Raw genomic sequence first — 15,700 nt, 5'->3', positions numbered from 1 at the left:
GACACAATAACTGGATTAATCTCAAGGTTAAAGACGATAGCAAGTATCACTATAATCGCTCAAACCGATAGTACAAAAAGAGTAGAACCTTTACTGACGCAGGGCGAATTTTAATACCCCGGCGCCTAGGCTCACCAGCAGGGTGGCAGCTATCAATACGGCGATAAATGCCCGATCGAACGCAGAGCGCGCCAGTTGGATCAGCTCTGACGCACTGTCAGCACTCATATTACCCGCTAAGCGCAGCGCTTCATCAATGCTGTCATAGGCCAGATCGCCCACCGGCAGGCTATCTGGCAGTGCCAGGCTATGGCTGTAGACCGCCGTCATCAAGCCGCCTAATAGCGTGATGCCCAGCACGCCTCCCAGTTCCCAGGAAACATCTTCGATAGAGGCCACCATACCGGCTTTCTCTTCTGGGGCATTCAGCATGATGGCGGTAGACGCGGCCGTAATGGCGCCGCCAAGACCAAAGCCGATAATAAACAGACAAATAAGCTGCATTACCACGTTGCCCTGATACCAGAGAACGACGCCAAGAATACCCAGCGCGGTGAGGATAAAACCACCGATCAACATACTGCGCTCACCATAGCGTGGCATTAACATCCCGGCTAATGGGCCAGCCAGCGCAGAGGCGACTGGAATAGGGAGAATAAACAGCGCGGCCATTAAAGGCGACATTCCAAGCACCAGTTGCAGGCGTTGACTCAAGACCAGTTCAACCCCAACCAGTGCGATCATCGACATGATCGCCACACCGACACCGCTGGCAAACATACGGTTGCGGAACAGAGAAAAATCGATCATTGGATGCAGGGCGTGCTTCTGGCGGCGCACAAATAGCGTCAGAAACAGGAGGCCGAGCGTTACTGCAAGGGCAAAGTCGCGCAGCGAAAGGCTGGGCTTACTCAATTCTTTTAACGCATAGATAGCCGCTACCAGGCCGAGCATGATCTGTATCGAACCCAGCACATCATAAGGGCGCTTATTATCACCGCCGCATTGCGGGATCAAATAGCATGCCAAGGGCAGTACCAGCATCACTACCGGCACGTTGATCAGAAATACCGCTCCCCACCAAAAATAGGCCAGTAAGGCTCCGCCGACGACGGGGCCAAGCGCTGCGGCACCGGAGGCAACCGCCGCCCAAATGCCGATGGCCAGCGCGCGTTCACGCTCATCGGTAAACACGTGGCGCACGATGGATAAGGTGGCGGGCATCATCATGGCAGCCCCGACGGCCAGAAATGCACGTGCCGCGATCAGCCACTGCGCGCTGGGGGAAAAGGCGGCGCACAGCGAAGCCAGGGCAAAAACCGGTAACCCGGCGATAAACATATTCTTATGGCCAAGGCGATCGCTTAGCATACCGGCTCCCGGCAGCAATCCGGCGACCACCAGGGGATAGGCGTTCACTATCCAGAGTTTTTGTGATGCAGTGGCATCCAGCGCCTGGGTCAGGCGCGGCAAGGCGGTATAGAGCACCGTCATATCGGTAATAATGAGAAATAATGCGCTGGAGATCATTACCAGGATTAACCAGCGGTTTTGGGCGTGCATAATTTTATCCTAAAAAACCGACGGCGCGGCTGCGCCATCTTGTGGTAACCACCCAATGTCTGCAGTGGTATACTGATTATAATATAAATCCATACGTTCGTATTGAAAAGAGGATTTCTTAATGGGACGTCAACGAAGCATTGATCGTGACAAAGTGCTGGATGCAGCAGAGGAGATTGTGGCTACCCAAGGTGCCGCTGGGTTAACCATTGATTCGGTGGCTAAAGCCATGGGGATTTCTAAAGGTGGGGTGCAGTATTGCTTCGGTAATAAGGATGCTTTGATTGACGCAATGTTTGAACGCTGGGGCAAAGCTTATGACCGGGTTTTTGACAGCATTGCGGGTAACGATCCGGCTCCGATTACCGTTGTGCAGGCACATATGCAGGCCACACGCAGTTCCGATCAGGCATCCAGCGCCAAAGCGGCGGGCTTAATGGCCACATTAATACAAACGCCGGAGCATCTGGGTAGCACGCGAGAATGGTATCGCGGCCGTATTGCAGGGTTGGATCTGAACACTGAGCAGGGCAGAAAAGCGCGATTGGCATTTCTGGCAACTGAAGGGGCCTTTATGCTGCGCTTTTTTGGTTTTATGGATATTGAACAATCAGAGTGGGACGATATGTTTGCCGATATGCAAAAATGGGTTCTCAACGAAATGGTTCAACATGATTAACCTATCACAGCGATAGGTGGCGGCCATATCATTCGGGGAGTATGTTTAATCCATAACTATTTAACAAACAAGAATTCCCTCGAAGAACCCACTTAGCCAGCCACACTCCGTGCTGGCTTTTTTTTGCTTAAAATACCTGCTTGAAGGGTTTTACCGTGACATCCGCATACACGCCAGCGGCGACGTAAGGGTCTTGCTGGGCCCAGGCTTTTGCGGCTTCCAGAGAGGCGAATTCTGCGATCACGGTAGACCCGCTAAAACCGGCGCTGCCGGGATCGTTGCTGTCGATCGCCGGATTAGGCCCTGCAACGACCAATCTGCCTTCATCACGCAGCGCCTGTAGGCGAGCCAAGTGCGCCGGGCGAGCGGCCAAGCGTTTTTCCAGTGAATCGGGGACGTCTTGCGCGTAGATCAGATAAAGCATGTTTCACCTTTAAAATCATTACTATAGAACGGTGATGCCAAATTAGCGTAAAACGGGTGGCAAGGGAACGCCGATCCACACAATTTTGTGCTGCTGGAAACGAAAGATGAGCAATCTGAGTAAAAAGCACAGGATAAAGGCTAAACAGAGGTTAATATCCCTACTAATTAACAGGCTTTGGTCATGATTAAACCGATAGTTCGGTTTTCGTTATTGAATATGATTACCATTTGCATTTAAACTTGGCGGACCAGAGGAAATAGAATCATTATGCCGCTAAAGAAGATGTTCCTTATTCGCCGTTTTTCCGTGCCAATCGTTCTCTCCGTTGGCTTGCACAGTGCCTTGGTGGCTGCCTTGCTTTATGCTTCAGTAAAAGAAGTGATGGAGTTGCCCAAGCAACAAGAAGATGCTCCCATAAGCGTCATGATGGTCAATATGGCAGCACTGGCTGAGCCACCGCCGCCTGCTGCCGCAGAGCCGGAAACACAGGCAGAACCCGAGCCGGAACCGCTCCCTGAGCCACTGCCGGTGCCGGTCGCGATCCCGAAACCGGTGCCTGAAAAACCGAAACCGAAGCCCAAACCAAAGGTTGAAAAGCAGGTGAAGCGTGAAGTAAAGAAAGCCGAACCGCGTGAGCCTTCGCCTTTTGAGAGTGATTCACTGGCTAAATCGATCGACAACGCGCCGATCAAACAGGCACCTGCCGCGCCCGCGCCCGGGAATTCACGCGAATTGGGGCCAAAGGCGTTGAGTCTGACTAAACCGATCTATCCCGCGCGGGCATTGGCGCTGCAAATTGAAGGTAAGGTAAAAGTACAGTTTGACATCGACAGCGATGGGCGCGTGACGAATATCCGTATCCTGTCGGCAGAGCCGCGTAACATGTTCGAGCGTGAAGCGAAACAGGCGATGCGCAAATGGCGTTATGAACCTAAAGCGGCACAGAATCTGACGAAAAACTTTATTTTTAAAATTGATGGTTCAACCGATTTGAACTGATGTTGTTTGAGCATTAAAAAGGGCTGCCTGAGGTATCTGGCAGCCCTTGTGCATTTTGTGATAGTTATTCTTCGGTGCCGGTGCGGAAGTTCGTCTTGCCATCCGGCAGTGCTCGCGGGCTACCTTCAGCATCGACCGCTACATAGGTGAATACCGCTTCCGTGGCGCGATAGCGCTGGCCGATAGGCGCTGAAGACACCTTTTTCACCCACACTTCAATGTTAACGGTAATGGAACTGTGGCCGGTACGGATGCAATTGGCATAGCAACAGACCACATCGCCAACCGCGACGGGCTTCAGAAAGGTCATCCCGTCGACGCGTACGGTCACTACGCGCCCTTCGGCAATCTCTTTTGCCAGGATCGCACCACCGATATCCATTTGCGACATCAGCCAGCCGCCGAAAATATCGCCGTTGGCATTGGTATCCGCTGGCATAGCCAGCGTGCGCAGTACCAGCTCCCCGCTGGGTAAAGGTCGTTGTTGTGTCATCACGGTCTGCTTTATCAAAAAGGAATCACATTAATAGCGCCCACGGCAAATCACGTGGGCATCAGCACTGGCTATTTTTTTTGTTCTGCTGGCATATGTCGATAAATATAGATGCCGCTAGCCAGGGTAAATACCAACGTCAGTGCGGTCAGGCCGAAGACTTTGAAGTTGACCCAGACGTCTTGTGGCAGCCAGAACGCCACGTAGATATTGGCCAGGCCGCAGGCAAGGAAGAACAGCGCCCAGGCCAGATTGAGGTTGCTCCACACTTTATCGGGCAACGTCAGCTCTTTCCCCAGCATGCGCTGGATCAACGGCTTTTTCAGGATCAGTTGGCTAACCAACAGCGCCAGAGCGAACAGGGTATAAATAACGGTGACTTTCCACTTGATAAAGAGATCGTTGTGGAACACCAGCGTCAACGTACCAAATACCGCCACCATCACGAAGGTGATCAGCGTCATCTTCTCAATTTTGCGATATTTGAACCAGGTAAAGACCAAGGCCAAGGCGGTAGCGGCGATCAAGGCACCGGAGGCAACATAGATATCGTAGAGCTTATAAAAAGCGAAAAAGACAATAAGTGGCAGAAAATCAAGAAACTGCTTCATAAATCAATCCATCATGAGTTTATCGGCCGACTATACCGGATTCGGCGAGATCTGTGTACTGCAGGAAAGCGCTGATTATCGGTGTTTGGCCAACAGATTTCCGCTGGCTGGGGCGGAATTTGCATAAACTTACGATTCTCTGCAGGGTTATTGCCTTGCGAGGCCAATGCATCGCATAGTAAACCTAATAATAGACAGATAATTTACTATGGAAAATAGCTATGCAGTGGAAATCTCTCCAGGCGCTGACGCCTGGTTTGACTCATTTGTTAGGGTATGAACGCAGTTGGTTAAAACCGGATATCCGTGCCGGGTTGTCGGTGGCAGCAGTGGCGTTGCCAGTGGCGATTGCTTATGCCGAACTGGCGGGCGTCAGCCCGGTCGTCGGGCTCTACTCTTGTATTTTGCCGATGATTGCTTACGCGATTTTCGGCTCATCGCGCCAGTTGATCGTGGGCCCGGATGCCGCCACCTGTGCGGTGATCGCCGCCGTGGTAACGCCGCTTGCCGCTGGGAACCTGGAGTTGCACTGGCAGCTAACCATCATGATGACCGCCATGATGGGAGGGTGGTGCGTGCTTGCCAGCCGCTTACGCTTCGGGGCGCTGGCAGATTTGTTATCCCGGCCCATTCTCAGCGGGCTGCTGAACGGCGTGGCGGTGACCATTATTGTCGATCAAATTGGTAAGGTCGCTGGTTTCAGCACCCATCCTGCGCAACTGATCGAACGGATTTATGCGTTACCGGGTAACTTATTGCGCAGCGACTGGCTGACTATCGGCGTTTCTCTGCTGACGCTGCTCGTGTTGTTCGGCGTTAAAAAACTGCGGCCAAACTGGCCAGCTCCGCTGTTTGCCATCATGTTGGCGACCTTTGTCACTTGGGCGGGTAATCTGCAGCAGCACGGTATTATCACCGTTGGCGGTTTCAGCGGCACGCTGCCCATCGTTCAGTGGCCAGATTTTCAGCCAGGGTTGTTGCGTGACATGGTGATCCCTGCCTTGAACCTGGCGGTGGTGAGCTTTGTCAGCATGATGCTGACTGCCCGGAGCTTTGCAGCAAAAAATGGCTACGAAGTGAATGCCGATGCCGAGTTCCGCGCGCTGGGGCTGGTAAATATTGTTTCTGCGCTGTCGCAAGGGTTCGCTATCAGCGGTGCGGACTCACGCACGGCGGTAAACGATGCCAACGGTGGCAAGAGCCAGCTGGTTTCGATCATTGCCGCGGTAGTGATTGCCATCGTGCTGCTGTTCCTGACCGAACCGCTGCAGTTTATTCCCGTTGCGGGCTTGGGCGTGGTGTTGATGTATGCCGCCTGGTCGCTGCTTGATATCCGGGGTATCTGGATCCTGCGTCGGCGCAACGCGCAGGCGTTTCGTCTGGCGGTGTTTACGTTCATCAGTGTGCTGCTGGTGGGGGTGATCAGTGGCATCGGTCTGGCGGTATTGCTTGGGTTGATGCAATTTCTGCGTACCGTTTTCCGCCCAACCGAGCAATTGCTGGGGGTGAACGACGAAGGCATGATTCACTCGATGGGGAATAATAATGGCGTGAAAGCGGTCGCGGGGGTGATGATGTACCGTTTCAATTCACCGCTGACCTATTTTAACGTGGCTTATTTCAAGCGGCGTATCCTGAACCTGGTAGACAGCACGCCATTTCAACCACGCTGGGTGGTGATTGACGCGGTCGCCAGTTTTACTCATGCAGATATCAGCGTATTGGCAGCCATTGATGAACTGAAGCGCGATCTGTTACAGCGTAACGTAAAGCTGGTGCTGGCTGGGCGGCGCACCGAACTGACGCGCTGGTTCCGTATCAACCGCGTGGGGCGCGATCAGGACCTGATTCTGGTGCCAGACCTCTATTTGGCCCTGAAGCTGATTCAAAGTAAGGAACAAGCAGAGCCTTAAGCAAAAAGGGCACGCCGAAGCGTGCCCTTGACATATCCAGTGAATAAATTAGTCGCGCAGCAACATATACAGGCGTGACAGATAAATCAGCAGCAGCGCTGAAACCAGGTTACTGAGTGCCGTTAGGACCACGCTGGCGACATTTGGCGTCAGAACCGACAGATGACTGACCATAAACAGCACCAGCAACTTGGCGGCCAACCACAGCATCATGGCAGGAACAATCACACGGGCATTGGCGAAGGCCAGCTTGCAGCTCAATCTTATTGAAGCAAACACGCCTTTCTGGTCGGCAACAGAAATCACCGGCGCCAGCGAGAATGAGATCGCCAGGATCACACCGGGCACGATGAACAGCGTTAGGCCAAGTTGGATCAGCAGGGTGCAGATAAACAGCAGCAGCAACAGCCGCGGTAGCAGCGGTGCAGCAGTACCGATAGCCCGCAGCGCGCTGGTGCGTACGCCTTGGGAAACCAGGCGGATCAGCATCAACATTCCACCTACCAGCAGCACATTACCCACCAGAGCAGAAAACGTCGCGGCCGCAGAGACTTTTAACAACACCATTTGTTGCTCTGGTGTCATTTGCTGGATGATTTCCTGGATCCCCATACCGGCGGTTGACGTAAAATCACTTTCCGTGGCACTCAGCAGTTTTAACTGCTCAACATCCGGGCTGAAAGCCTGATTGAGCAGCACAGAAATGAGCCCGGTCAACAGAGCCAGTAACAGGATACTGGCCAGTTGGTTACGGAAAAAGTTAAAACTGTCACGGTACAACGTGTTGGCCGTGATAGGCATGCAGACTCCTTGGCGTCGAGAACAAAGACAAATCAGTAGGTAATTGTACCCTGTTCCGCGCCGCTGTGGCACCCCGTGAGTTGCACAGCGCCTATTTCTTCGGCGATTAACCTGTTCGGAGCAGAAAACGGCAGGGGTGGCAGTTGGTAACAGGCACGAGCCCGATCGCAGGCTTCATTATGCACGCCGTTCTCCCCAGATTGCGTGAACTCACGACACGGGCTTGGCCGATTGAGATAGATCGAACAGGATACCGCTTTACCGATCTCGCCCAGCAGGGCGCTACAGCGGGGAGATTTGCCGTTGGTGCCCTGCATACAGCGCAGGAAAGGGGTTAGGGGTTCAGTGACACATAAAGGCACGGTGCCGCCGCCATCTTCCGCTTCAGCCCAATAGAATGACACTCGAAAATAACCGCAGCAGGCGCCGCAACTCATACAGGGATTTTGAATTTCGCTCATCTTGATTGCCCAGTGACTCCTCACGGCCACCAACCAAAACCAACATGAACGACAAAGTTACTCAGCGGTAATTTTTTTAGCAACTGAAAATTGGTGCACATATCATTTTTTGCAACAAACGGCTTTTTTGATTTAGATCAATTCTTGATTTATTAGCGGCTTAGGTATCCTTATTTTTGGTATGAATTTAAATTTTTACACATAAGATGTGATCTCGATTGGATCAAAAATACCCTTTAATAGGTATATTCGTCGAGACTGTAAACCACACAAATGGAATGGATAATGAAAAAGACAACTCTGGTGGTATTGGCGGCTATGATGGCCCCCATGTTTGCAAGTGCGCATCAGGCGGGTGATTTCCTGTTCCGTGCGGGTACCGCGACGGTGCGCCCAAATGCGGGTTCGGATAATGTTCTTGGTCAGGGATCGTTTGGTGTCAACAACAATACTCAGTTGGGCTTAACCTTCGGTTACATGGTCACGGACAATATCGGCGTTGAACTGTTGGCGGTGACGCCGTTCAGCCACAACGTATCTCTGAACGGCAGCGCGGTAAGCGGTGATATTGCCAGCGTGAAACATCTGCCACCAACGCTGATGGCACAGTACTATTTCGGTGACAAGCAGGACAAACTGCGTCCTTATCTGGGCCTTGGCCTTAACTACACCATGTTCTTTGATGAAAAATTCAATGACACAGGCAAGAGTGCCGGGTTGAGCAATCTGGACCTGAAAAACTCTTGGGGTGTAGCAGCTCAGGCTGGTTTGGATTACAACCTGGATGAGCACTGGATGTTGAACATGTCAGTGTGGTGGATGAACATCGAGACTCAAGTTCGCTTTGACGCCGGTGATCAACATCAGAATATTGATACGCGCCTGGATCCGTTCGTCTTCATGTTCGGTGCGGGTTACCGTTTCTAATATCGCTTTACAGCAAAGAGGCACCGCGCGGTGCCTCTCTCTGTTTCATCTGCCGTATACCCACCCAACACGACATTGAACGGTTTCATAACCGGGCACCAACGGCTGCACCCGGCATTTGATGGGGATCAGGCGTGGGTTGCCGCTTTCATTTCGCGCACAAACTTGCCCAGTTTAGCCAGCATTTCTGCGGGTTGTGCCTGGTTCTGCTCGATGATTTTGACAATTGCCGAACCGGAGATCGCACCGGCAGCGCCAGATTGCAGCGCATCTTTCACCTGCGAAGGTTCAGAAATACCAAAGCCCTGCAGCGGCGGTGCCGCATGGTATTCCCGCAGTTTGTTCACCAGATGATGCAGTGGCAACTGTGCGCGGCTTTCTGTGCCGGTGACCCCAGCGCGCGACAGCAGATAAGTGTAGCCGCGGCCATGCGAGGAGATCTCACGCAGCAGATCGTCGTCGGCATTCGGTGGGCAGATAAAGATCGGCGCGATGCCGTGGCGCGTTGCCGCCGCGCGGAACGGTGCCGACTCTTCAAATGGAACGTCAGCGATTAACACCGAGTCCACCCCCACTTCTGCGCAGTGCTGATAAAAAGCATCGATGCCTTTGTGGAACACCAGGTTGGCATACATCAGCAGGCCGATGGGAATGGTCGGGTGCTTCTGGCGGATCGCCGCCAGCATTTCAAAACAATGGCTTGGTGTGACGCCAGAGGCGAAAGCGCGCAGGGCGGCACCTTGGATGGTCGGGCCATCGGCCAGCGGATCGGAGAACGGGATCCCCAGTTCCAACGCGTCGGCACCGTTTTCGACCAGAGTGTCGATAATCTGCAGTGACAGCGCCGGGTTAGGATCGCCCAGGGTGACAAACGGCACGAACGCGCCTTCTCTGTTGCCTTCCAGGCGTTTAAACAGTTGCTGGTAACGTTCCATCAGATTTCTCCCCGAGCTTTCAGAATATCGTGAACGGTAAATATGTCTTTGTCGCCGCGGCCAGACAGGTTAACCACCAGGATCTGCTCTTTTTCCGGGGTTTCACGGATCATTTTCAGCGCATAGGCCAGCGCATGGGAAGACTCCAGCGCCGGGATAATGCCTTCGTGGCGCGACAAGGCTTTGAACGCTTCCAGTGCCTCATCGTCGGTAATCGACACATATTCCGCTCGGCCGATGCTGTTCAGATAGGCGTGCTGCGGCCCGACGGAAGGGAAGTCTAGCCCGGCGGAAATAGAGTAAGACTCTTCGATCTGCCCTTCGGAGGTTTGCATCATCGGCGCCTTCATGCCGAAGTAAATGCCGACCCGGCCATGCTTCAGTGGGGCGCCGTGCTGGCCGGTTTCGATACCCATGCCAGCCGGTTCAACACCGATCAGGCCGACGCTGGCGTCGTCGATGAAATCGGCAAACATGCCAATGGCGTTGGAGCCGCCGCCAATACAGGCCAACACCGCATCCGGTAAACGGCCTTCGCGCTCCAGCATCTGGGCTTTGGTTTCTTCCCCGATCATCCGCTGGAATTCACGCACGATGGTAGGGTAAGGATGCGGGCCTGCCGCCGTACCGAGCATGTAGTGGGCTTTATCGTAACTGCCAGACCAGTCGCGCAGCGCTTCGTTGCAGGCATCTTTCAGCGTGGAGGAGCCGCTGTGCACCGGGATGACTTCAGCGCCCATCAGGCGCATGCGGAATACGTTCGGAGATTGGCGCTCAATGTCTTTTGCGCCCATATAGATACGGCATTTCAGCCCGAGCAGCGCACAAGCCAGCGCGGAAGCTACGCCATGTTGGCCGGCGCCGGTTTCCGCAATGATCTCGGTTTTGCCCATGCGCTTGGCAAGCAGCGCCTGGCCAAGTACCTGATTGGTTTTGTGCGCACCGCCGTGCAGCAGATCTTCACGCTTCAGGTAGAGCTTGGTTTTGGTGCCTGCGGTCAGGTTTTTACACAGCGTTAGCGCGGTTGGGCGGCCGGCATAGTTTTTCAGCAGATCGATAAACTCTGCCTGAAACTCTGGATCGCGCTGTGCGCTGACGAAGGCTTCTTCAAGTTGTTTCAGGGCCGGCATCAGAATTTGTGGCACATACTGACCACCAAATTCGCCGAAGTAGGGGTTAAGCAGCGTCATGATGTTTCCCGTTGTTATCCGTTAAATTATGTTCAGTAAGCGCGCAGGGCCTGGAATACCGCCGCTAAGCGCGTCGCATCCTTGATACCGGGCTGGCTCTCCACGCCGGAATTAAAGTCGAGGCCCGCACAGCCGAGCTGGGCGGCGGCGGCGCAGTTGTCGGCATTCAAGCCACCGGCCAGCATCATATTGCTCAGGGTTTCCCCCTGCAGCAGCGCCCAGTCGAAACGCACTCCTGTACCACCGGCACCGTTATCCAGCAGATAACGATCCACATGCTGCAGATCGCGGGCGGGCAGGTGCTCTTTTACGCTCAAGGCTTTCCAGATTTGGCAGGCCGCGGGCAGCTTGGCGCGCAGGGCGCTGATATAGGCCTGGTCTTCTGCGCCGTGCAGTTGCACGGCATACAGGCCCAGCTGTTCTGCCGTATGCGCCAGGGTTTCCACCGGTGCGTCGCAGAAGACGCCAACGTACTTCAGCGGCGCTGCGGCAATCACTTCGCGGCTGCGGGCGATGTCGACGCAGCGCGGTGAGCGCTCAACAAAGATCAGCCCACCGTAGTTGGCACCGGCCTGATAGGCGGCGGCGGCATCTTGCGGGCGAGTCAGGCCGCAGACTTTGTTGTCACCCAGGATCACCCGGCAGACCGCACTGCGCAGATCGCTTTCCGACATCAGCGCACTGCCGATCAGGAAACCGTTGGCAAAGTGGCTGAGCTCGCGGATCTGACCGTAGTTGTTGATCCCCGATTCGCTGATCACCGTAACGCCCTGCGGCACCTGGGGTGCCAAGACGCGGGTGCGATTGAGATCGATCGAAAGATCGCGCAAATCGCGGTTGTTGATGCCGATCACTTTGGCTTCAAGCTGCACCGCGCGTTGCAGCTCTTCTTCGCTGATCACCTCGGTCAACACGCCCATATTCAGGCCGTGGGCCACCGCAGCCAACTGACGGTATTGCTCGTCATTCAAGACCGACAGCATCAGCAGGATGGCATCGGCCTGATAATAGCGCGCCAGGTAGATCTGGTACGGATCGATAATGAAATCTTTGCACAATACCGGCTGGGTAACGGTTTTGCTCACCAGCGGCAGAAAATCGTAGCTGCCCTGGAAATATTTTTCATCGGTGAGCACAGAAATCGCCGAGGCGAAATCCTTGTAGACCGCAGCGATTTCCACCGGATCAAAATTTTCGCGGATCACACCTTTTGAAGGTGAGGCCTTTTTGCATTCAAGAATAAATGCCGTTTGGGTTCCTTGCAGCGCCTGATAAAAACCACGGTTGCTTGGCACAATCTCATGCTGAAAGTGGGCGAGTGGTTGCTGTTGGCTTCGTGCCGCGACCCATTGCGCTTTATCACGAACAATCCTGTTGAGCACGGTTTCCTGCTGCATTACTTATCCTCTTGCTGCCAAAGCGGTGACGCGGCCATAGGCCTGCCCGCTGTGAATCATATCCAGTGCCTGTTGCGCGTTGTGGCGCAGATCTTCCTGCCCAAATAACTTCATCAGCAGCGCTACGTTGGCGGCGACCGCTGCGGCGTGAGCCGGTTCACCGTTACCTTGTAACAACCTTGCCAGAATGTCACGGTTTTCTTCCGGTGATCCTCCCAGCAAGGAGTCCAGCGAATAACTCGTCAACCCAAAGGATTGTGGCGTCAGTTGATAGCTTTCAATCTCACCGTTATTCAGCTCGGCCACGTGGGTGGTGGCATGAATAGCCACTTCATCCATCCCGCCGCCGTGCACCACGGCCGCGCGTCGGTAGCCTAACACGCGCAGGGTTTCGGCGATGGGCAGCACCAGTTCCGGGCTATAAACCCCAATCAGCGCCAGCGGCGGGCGCGCCGGATTGATCAGCGGGCCGAGCACGTTGAACACCGTGCGGGTTTTCAACTGTTGGCGCACCGGCATCGCGTGGCGGAAACCGGTGTGATACTGCGGTGCAAACAAGAAGCACACGCCGAGCTCATCTAATGCCTGGCGCGATTTTTCGGCTGGCAGATCCAGGCTGATGCCAAACGCCGCCAGCAGATCGGAAGATCCCGAACGGCTGGAAACGCTGCGGTTGCCGTGTTTGGCGATTTTGGCACCGCAAGCTGCTGCAACAAAGGCGCTGGCCGTCGAAATGTTAATGCTGTTGGTGCCGTCGCCGCCGGTACCGACGATGTCCGCAAAATCATAATCCGGCCGTGGGAATGGCAGCGCATCATTCAGCAATGCTCTGGCCGCTCCGGCAATCTCTTCAGGGCGTTCGCCGCGAATTTTCATGCTGATCAGGGCGGCAGCCAACTGGCTGTGCTCCAGTTCGCCGCGCATGATGGCGCTGAACAGTTGCTGGCTTTCCTGCTGGTCCATCGACTCTGATCGATACAGCTTTTGAAGAATAGGTTGCATAGTCATTTTCTCTCAATTATTTCGTCAGAGCCCAGGCCAATGTCTGCTCAAGCAGACGCGCGCCGTGGGTAGTCAGGATCGATTCAGGGTGGAACTGGAAACCACAGACGCGGTGCCGATCGTGGCGCACCGCCATCACCATGTCACCGAAGCGGGCGTTTACCGTCAGTTCGGCTGGGATATTACTGCCGACCAGCGAGTGGTAGCGCGCAACTGGCAGCGGATTCGGCATGCCAGCAAACATCCCTTCGCCATCATGAGTAATAGCAGACGCCTTGCCATGCAGGATCTCACCGGCTTGCCCCACGTGGCCGCCATAGGCTTCAACAATGGCCTGATGGCCGAGGCAGATACCCATAATCGGCATCTGGCCGCGCAGCCGCTGCAGCAGTTCTGGCATGCAACCGGCGTCCGCTGGGGTGCCAGGGCCGGGGGAGAGCATCAGCACCGGTTGTTCCATCTGTTGCAGCCGTTCGACGATGATATCGGCGGCGATCTGGTTACGGTAAATCACTACCTGATGACCACTGGCGCGCAGTTGATCAACCAGGTTGTAGGTAAAGGAATCGACGTTATCGAGCAGCAAAATATCGGCCATTAGAACACCTCCTTGGCCTGATGCGCGCTGGCGATGGCACGCAGCACGGCGCGTGCCTTATTACGGGTTTCATCGGCTTCTGCCTGGGGAACGGAATCCAGCACCACACCGGCACCGGCTTGCACGGTGGCAATGCCGTCTTCAACATAGGCTGAGCGGATGACAATACAGGTATCGAGATCGCCATGGGCGGTGAAATACCCCACGGCACCGCCGTAGCTGCCGCGGCGTGAGCCTTCGGAGGCGGCAATCAGCTGCATAGCACGCACTTTTGGTGCGCCGCTCAGGGTGCCCATGTTCATACAGGCCTGATAGGCGTGCAGCACGTCGAGATCGGCGCGCAGGGTGCCGACCACGCGGGAAACCAGGTGCATTACGAAGGAGTAACGATCGACTTTGGTCAGGTCAGCCACATAGCGGCTGCCCGCTTCGCAGATACGCGCCAGATCGTTGCGCGCCAGATCGACCAGCATCAGGTGCTCGGCCAGCTCTTTGTGATCGGTACGCATTTCCAATTCGATGCGGCTGTCGAGATCCAGATCCAAAGAGCCATCGGCACGGCGGCCACGCGGGCGGGTACCGGCGATCGGGTAAATTTCGATCTGGCGGTTGGTCGCATCATATTTCAGTGCGCTTTCCGGTGAAGCGCCGAACAGGGTGAACTCGTCATCCTGCATGAAAAACATGTAAGGGCTCGGGTTACTGTCTTTCAACGTTTGGTAGGCGGCCAGCGGTGCCGGGCACGGCAGCGAGAAACGGCGTGAAGGCACTACCTGGAAGATTTCGCCATGGCGGATCGCCTGCTGCAGTTCACTGACCACGGCACCGTATTCCTCATCGCTCTGGTTGCAGCTTAACTGCATGTTTTCCAGCTTCTGATGGGGGATCGCTTGGGGAACCTGCTGCAAGTGGGCCTGAATCTGTTCAAGACGCTGTTGCAAACGCTGTGACTCGCTGCTTTCACCGGTGAACACGCTGGCTTGCAAACGGGCAACGCCGCATTGGTGATCGAGAACCAGCAGGGTTTCTGCCAGATAGAAGCAGAAATCAGGGCAACGCTGGTCGTGGCGCAGTTCCGGCAACGCTTCGAACCCGGCGACCAGATCATAGGCAAACAGGCCGCCGAGCAACATGGCTTCGCGTTCCTCGGCCGGGGCATCGACCAGCGTCAGCAAGGTGCGTAGTGCATCGAAAACCGACAGTGAACGCAGGCGCGCATCTTCATCCTGCACGGCGTCGATGGTAGGGAACACCAATTCACGGCTGTTCGGGCGCACCTGGATCTGCACTGCGCTCGGCAGCGCTTCGTCCAGTAACGGCAACAGCGCCGCGCCATTCGCGGTGAGTGCTTGAATGCTGACTTTACGGCCCAGAGCGGTGATGCGCAGAGCGCTGTCGATCACCAGCAGGCTTTTCAGGTTCTGCTTGCTGGTGATCTCTGCTGATTCCAGCAGCAGGGTGGCCGGGCGGGCGCCACACAGCTGGTGGAAAATCGCCGTGGGATCGCCGCGGTAATCGGCCTGCGCCGTCAGCAGGTTAAGTTGTGGTTTGATGTTCATCATCGGTAGTTCCAGTTAAATTTTTTCCGTAAAAAAGCCCGCGTAACTAGCGGGCTTAGGGAATCTGCAGTGTCAGATGACAGGTATGCGCGATTACTCCGCCCGTGAAAGGGAGGCACGCCACCAACGAAGAAGAGAAGTTTGC

The 15,700-nt window shown here is 54.9% G+C and carries 16 protein-coding genes and 1 other annotated feature; of the genes, 4 read left to right on the top strand and 12 right to left on the bottom strand.

The window, feature by feature from the left end; genetic code table 11:
- Positions 1-90 precede the first annotated feature (90 nt).
- Positions 91-1,563 (bottom strand): MFS transporter, encoded by a 1,473-nt coding sequence (locus tag WG891_RS10890; protein ID WP_337262356.1) that lies wholly within the window; start codon positions 1,561-1,563, stop codon positions 91-93.
- Between the two features lie 121 nt (positions 1,564-1,684).
- On the opposite strand from WG891_RS10890, the gene WG891_RS10885 reads away from it, so the two are divergent.
- Positions 1,685-2,242, top strand: a complete 558-nt coding sequence (locus WG891_RS10885; protein ID WP_076940223.1) for a TetR/AcrR family transcriptional regulator — start codon at positions 1,685-1,687, stop codon at positions 2,240-2,242.
- A gap of 127 nt (positions 2,243-2,369) precedes the next feature.
- Here WG891_RS10885 and WG891_RS10880 read toward each other — a convergent pair whose 3' ends face one another.
- Positions 2,370-2,666, bottom strand: coding sequence for a YciI family protein (locus WG891_RS10880; RefSeq protein WP_337262357.1), 297 nt, complete (start codon positions 2,664-2,666; stop codon positions 2,370-2,372).
- A 270-nt stretch (positions 2,667-2,936) separates the two neighbouring features.
- Here WG891_RS10880 and tonB point away from each other — a divergent pair, with 270 nt between their 5' ends.
- Complete coding sequence (gene tonB, locus WG891_RS10875; protein WP_337262358.1) at positions 2,937-3,668, top strand: TonB system transport protein TonB; 732 nt, start codon at positions 2,937-2,939, stop codon at positions 3,666-3,668.
- Positions 3,669-3,732: 64 nt separating this feature from the next.
- Here the strand turns inward: tonB and yciA are convergent, their stop codons facing one another.
- Together yciA and WG891_RS10865 are read right to left on the bottom strand one after the other, a co-directional pair.
- A complete protein-coding gene (yciA, locus tag WG891_RS10870) occupies positions 3,733-4,161 on the bottom strand; it encodes an acyl-CoA thioester hydrolase YciA (protein WP_337262359.1) in 429 nt (142 codons plus the stop codon).
- Positions 4,162-4,232: 71 nt separating this feature from the next.
- Positions 4,233-4,772 carry a septation protein A gene (locus WG891_RS10865; protein ID WP_337262360.1) on the bottom strand — a complete coding sequence of 180 codons (540 nt, stop codon included), beginning with the start codon at positions 4,770-4,772 and terminating at the stop codon, positions 4,233-4,235.
- Between the two features lie 221 nt (positions 4,773-4,993).
- On the opposite strand from WG891_RS10865, the gene WG891_RS10860 reads away from it, so the two are divergent.
- Complete coding sequence (locus WG891_RS10860; protein WP_337262361.1) at positions 4,994-6,685, top strand: SulP family inorganic anion transporter; 1,692 nt, start codon at positions 4,994-4,996, stop codon at positions 6,683-6,685.
- Positions 6,686-6,733: 48 nt separating this feature from the next.
- On the opposite strand, the gene WG891_RS10855 is transcribed toward WG891_RS10860, so the two are convergent.
- Complete coding sequence (locus WG891_RS10855) at positions 6,734-7,486, bottom strand: YciC family protein (RefSeq protein ID WP_337262362.1); 753 nt, start codon at positions 7,484-7,486, stop codon at positions 6,734-6,736.
- A 32-nt stretch (positions 7,487-7,518) separates the two neighbouring features.
- Positions 7,519-7,947 (bottom strand): YkgJ family cysteine cluster protein, encoded by a 429-nt coding sequence (locus WG891_RS10850; protein ID WP_337262363.1) that lies wholly within the window; start codon positions 7,945-7,947, stop codon positions 7,519-7,521.
- Between the two features lie 285 nt (positions 7,948-8,232).
- Between WG891_RS10850 and ompW the strand changes: the two genes are divergently transcribed.
- The gene (gene ompW, locus WG891_RS10845) at positions 8,233-8,874 is read left to right on the top strand and encodes an outer membrane protein OmpW (RefSeq protein ID WP_337262364.1); all 642 of its coding nucleotides are present in this window, start codon (positions 8,233-8,235) and stop codon (positions 8,872-8,874) included.
- Positions 8,875-9,002: 128 nt separating this feature from the next.
- On the opposite strand, the gene trpA is transcribed toward ompW, so the two are convergent.
- Genes trpA through WG891_RS10815 form a run of 6 tightly spaced genes read right to left on the bottom strand, consistent with a single transcriptional unit; the run spans position 9,003 to position 15,558 of the window.
- Positions 9,003-9,809 (bottom strand): tryptophan synthase subunit alpha, encoded by an 807-nt coding sequence (gene trpA, locus WG891_RS10840; protein ID WP_337262365.1) that lies wholly within the window; start codon positions 9,807-9,809, stop codon positions 9,003-9,005.
- Positions 9,809-10,999, bottom strand: coding sequence for a tryptophan synthase subunit beta (gene trpB / locus WG891_RS10835; protein ID WP_337262366.1), 1,191 nt, complete (start codon positions 10,997-10,999; stop codon positions 9,809-9,811). Before trpB ends, trpA begins: the two co-directional genes overlap by 1 nt.
- A 32-nt stretch (positions 11,000-11,031) precedes the next feature.
- Entirely contained in the window at positions 11,032-12,396 is a 1,365-nt protein-coding gene (gene trpCF / locus WG891_RS10830; protein WP_337262367.1) for a bifunctional indole-3-glycerol-phosphate synthase TrpC/phosphoribosylanthranilate isomerase TrpF, read from the bottom strand.
- A gap of 3 nt (positions 12,397-12,399) precedes the next feature.
- Complete coding sequence (gene trpD / locus WG891_RS10825; RefSeq protein ID WP_337262368.1) at positions 12,400-13,398, bottom strand: anthranilate phosphoribosyltransferase; 999 nt, start codon at positions 13,396-13,398, stop codon at positions 12,400-12,402.
- Positions 13,399-13,414: 16 nt separating this feature from the next.
- The gene (locus WG891_RS10820; RefSeq protein ID WP_076940210.1) at positions 13,415-13,996 is read right to left on the bottom strand and encodes a glutamine amidotransferase-related protein; all 582 of its coding nucleotides are present in this window, start codon (positions 13,994-13,996) and stop codon (positions 13,415-13,417) included.
- Positions 13,996-15,558 (bottom strand): anthranilate synthase component 1, encoded by a 1,563-nt coding sequence (locus WG891_RS10815; RefSeq protein WP_337262369.1) that lies wholly within the window; start codon positions 15,556-15,558, stop codon positions 13,996-13,998. The genes WG891_RS10820 and WG891_RS10815 overlap by 1 nt, the downstream gene beginning before the upstream one ends.
- A gap of 25 nt (positions 15,559-15,583) precedes the next feature.
- Positions 15,584-15,687, bottom strand: a sequence feature (Trp leader region).
- Positions 15,688-15,700 lie beyond the last annotated feature (13 nt).

Origin of the sequence: Serratia sp. MMO-28 (assembly GCF_037199905.1) — a bacterium.
GTDB lineage: Bacteria > Pseudomonadota > Gammaproteobacteria > Enterobacterales > Enterobacteriaceae > Chania > Chania oryzae.
Note: the sequence above shows the minus strand (reverse complement) of the source record. Positions and strands in the feature narration are given on the sequence as shown.

Bases quoted from the DNA above. Each gene is read 5' to 3' on its own strand.
- WG891_RS10890 (WP_337262356.1), bottom strand. From the start codon at position 1,563: ATGCACGCCCAAAACCGCTGGTTAATCCTGGTAATGATCTCCAGCGCA.
- WG891_RS10885 (WP_076940223.1), top strand. From the start codon at position 1,685: ATGGGACGTCAACGAAGCATTGATCGTGACAAAGTGCTGGATGCAGCA.
- WG891_RS10880 (WP_337262357.1), bottom strand. From the start codon at position 2,666: ATGCTTTATCTGATCTACGCGCAAGACGTCCCCGATTCACTGGAAAAA.
- tonB (WP_337262358.1), top strand. From the start codon at position 2,937: ATGCCGCTAAAGAAGATGTTCCTTATTCGCCGTTTTTCCGTGCCAATC.
- yciA (WP_337262359.1), bottom strand. From the start codon at position 4,161: ATGACACAACAACGACCTTTACCCAGCGGGGAGCTGGTACTGCGCACG.
- WG891_RS10865 (WP_337262360.1), bottom strand. From the start codon at position 4,772: ATGAAGCAGTTTCTTGATTTTCTGCCACTTATTGTCTTTTTCGCTTTT.
- WG891_RS10860 (WP_337262361.1), top strand. From the start codon at position 4,994: ATGCAGTGGAAATCTCTCCAGGCGCTGACGCCTGGTTTGACTCATTTG.
- WG891_RS10855 (WP_337262362.1), bottom strand. From the start codon at position 7,486: ATGCCTATCACGGCCAACACGTTGTACCGTGACAGTTTTAACTTTTTC.
- WG891_RS10850 (WP_337262363.1), bottom strand. From the start codon at position 7,947: ATGAGCGAAATTCAAAATCCCTGTATGAGTTGCGGCGCCTGCTGCGGT.
- ompW (WP_337262364.1), top strand. From the start codon at position 8,233: ATGAAAAAGACAACTCTGGTGGTATTGGCGGCTATGATGGCCCCCATG.
- trpA (WP_337262365.1), bottom strand. From the start codon at position 9,809: ATGGAACGTTACCAGCAACTGTTTAAACGCCTGGAAGGCAACAGAGAA.
- trpB (WP_337262366.1), bottom strand. From the start codon at position 10,999: ATGACGCTGCTTAACCCCTACTTCGGCGAATTTGGTGGTCAGTATGTG.
- trpCF (WP_337262367.1), bottom strand. From the start codon at position 12,396: ATGCAGCAGGAAACCGTGCTCAACAGGATTGTTCGTGATAAAGCGCAA.
- trpD (WP_337262368.1), bottom strand. From the start codon at position 13,398: ATGCAACCTATTCTTCAAAAGCTGTATCGATCAGAGTCGATGGACCAG.
- WG891_RS10820 (WP_076940210.1), bottom strand. From the start codon at position 13,996: ATGGCCGATATTTTGCTGCTCGATAACGTCGATTCCTTTACCTACAAC.
- WG891_RS10815 (WP_337262369.1), bottom strand. From the start codon at position 15,558: ATGATGAACATCAAACCACAACTTAACCTGCTGACGGCGCAGGCCGAT.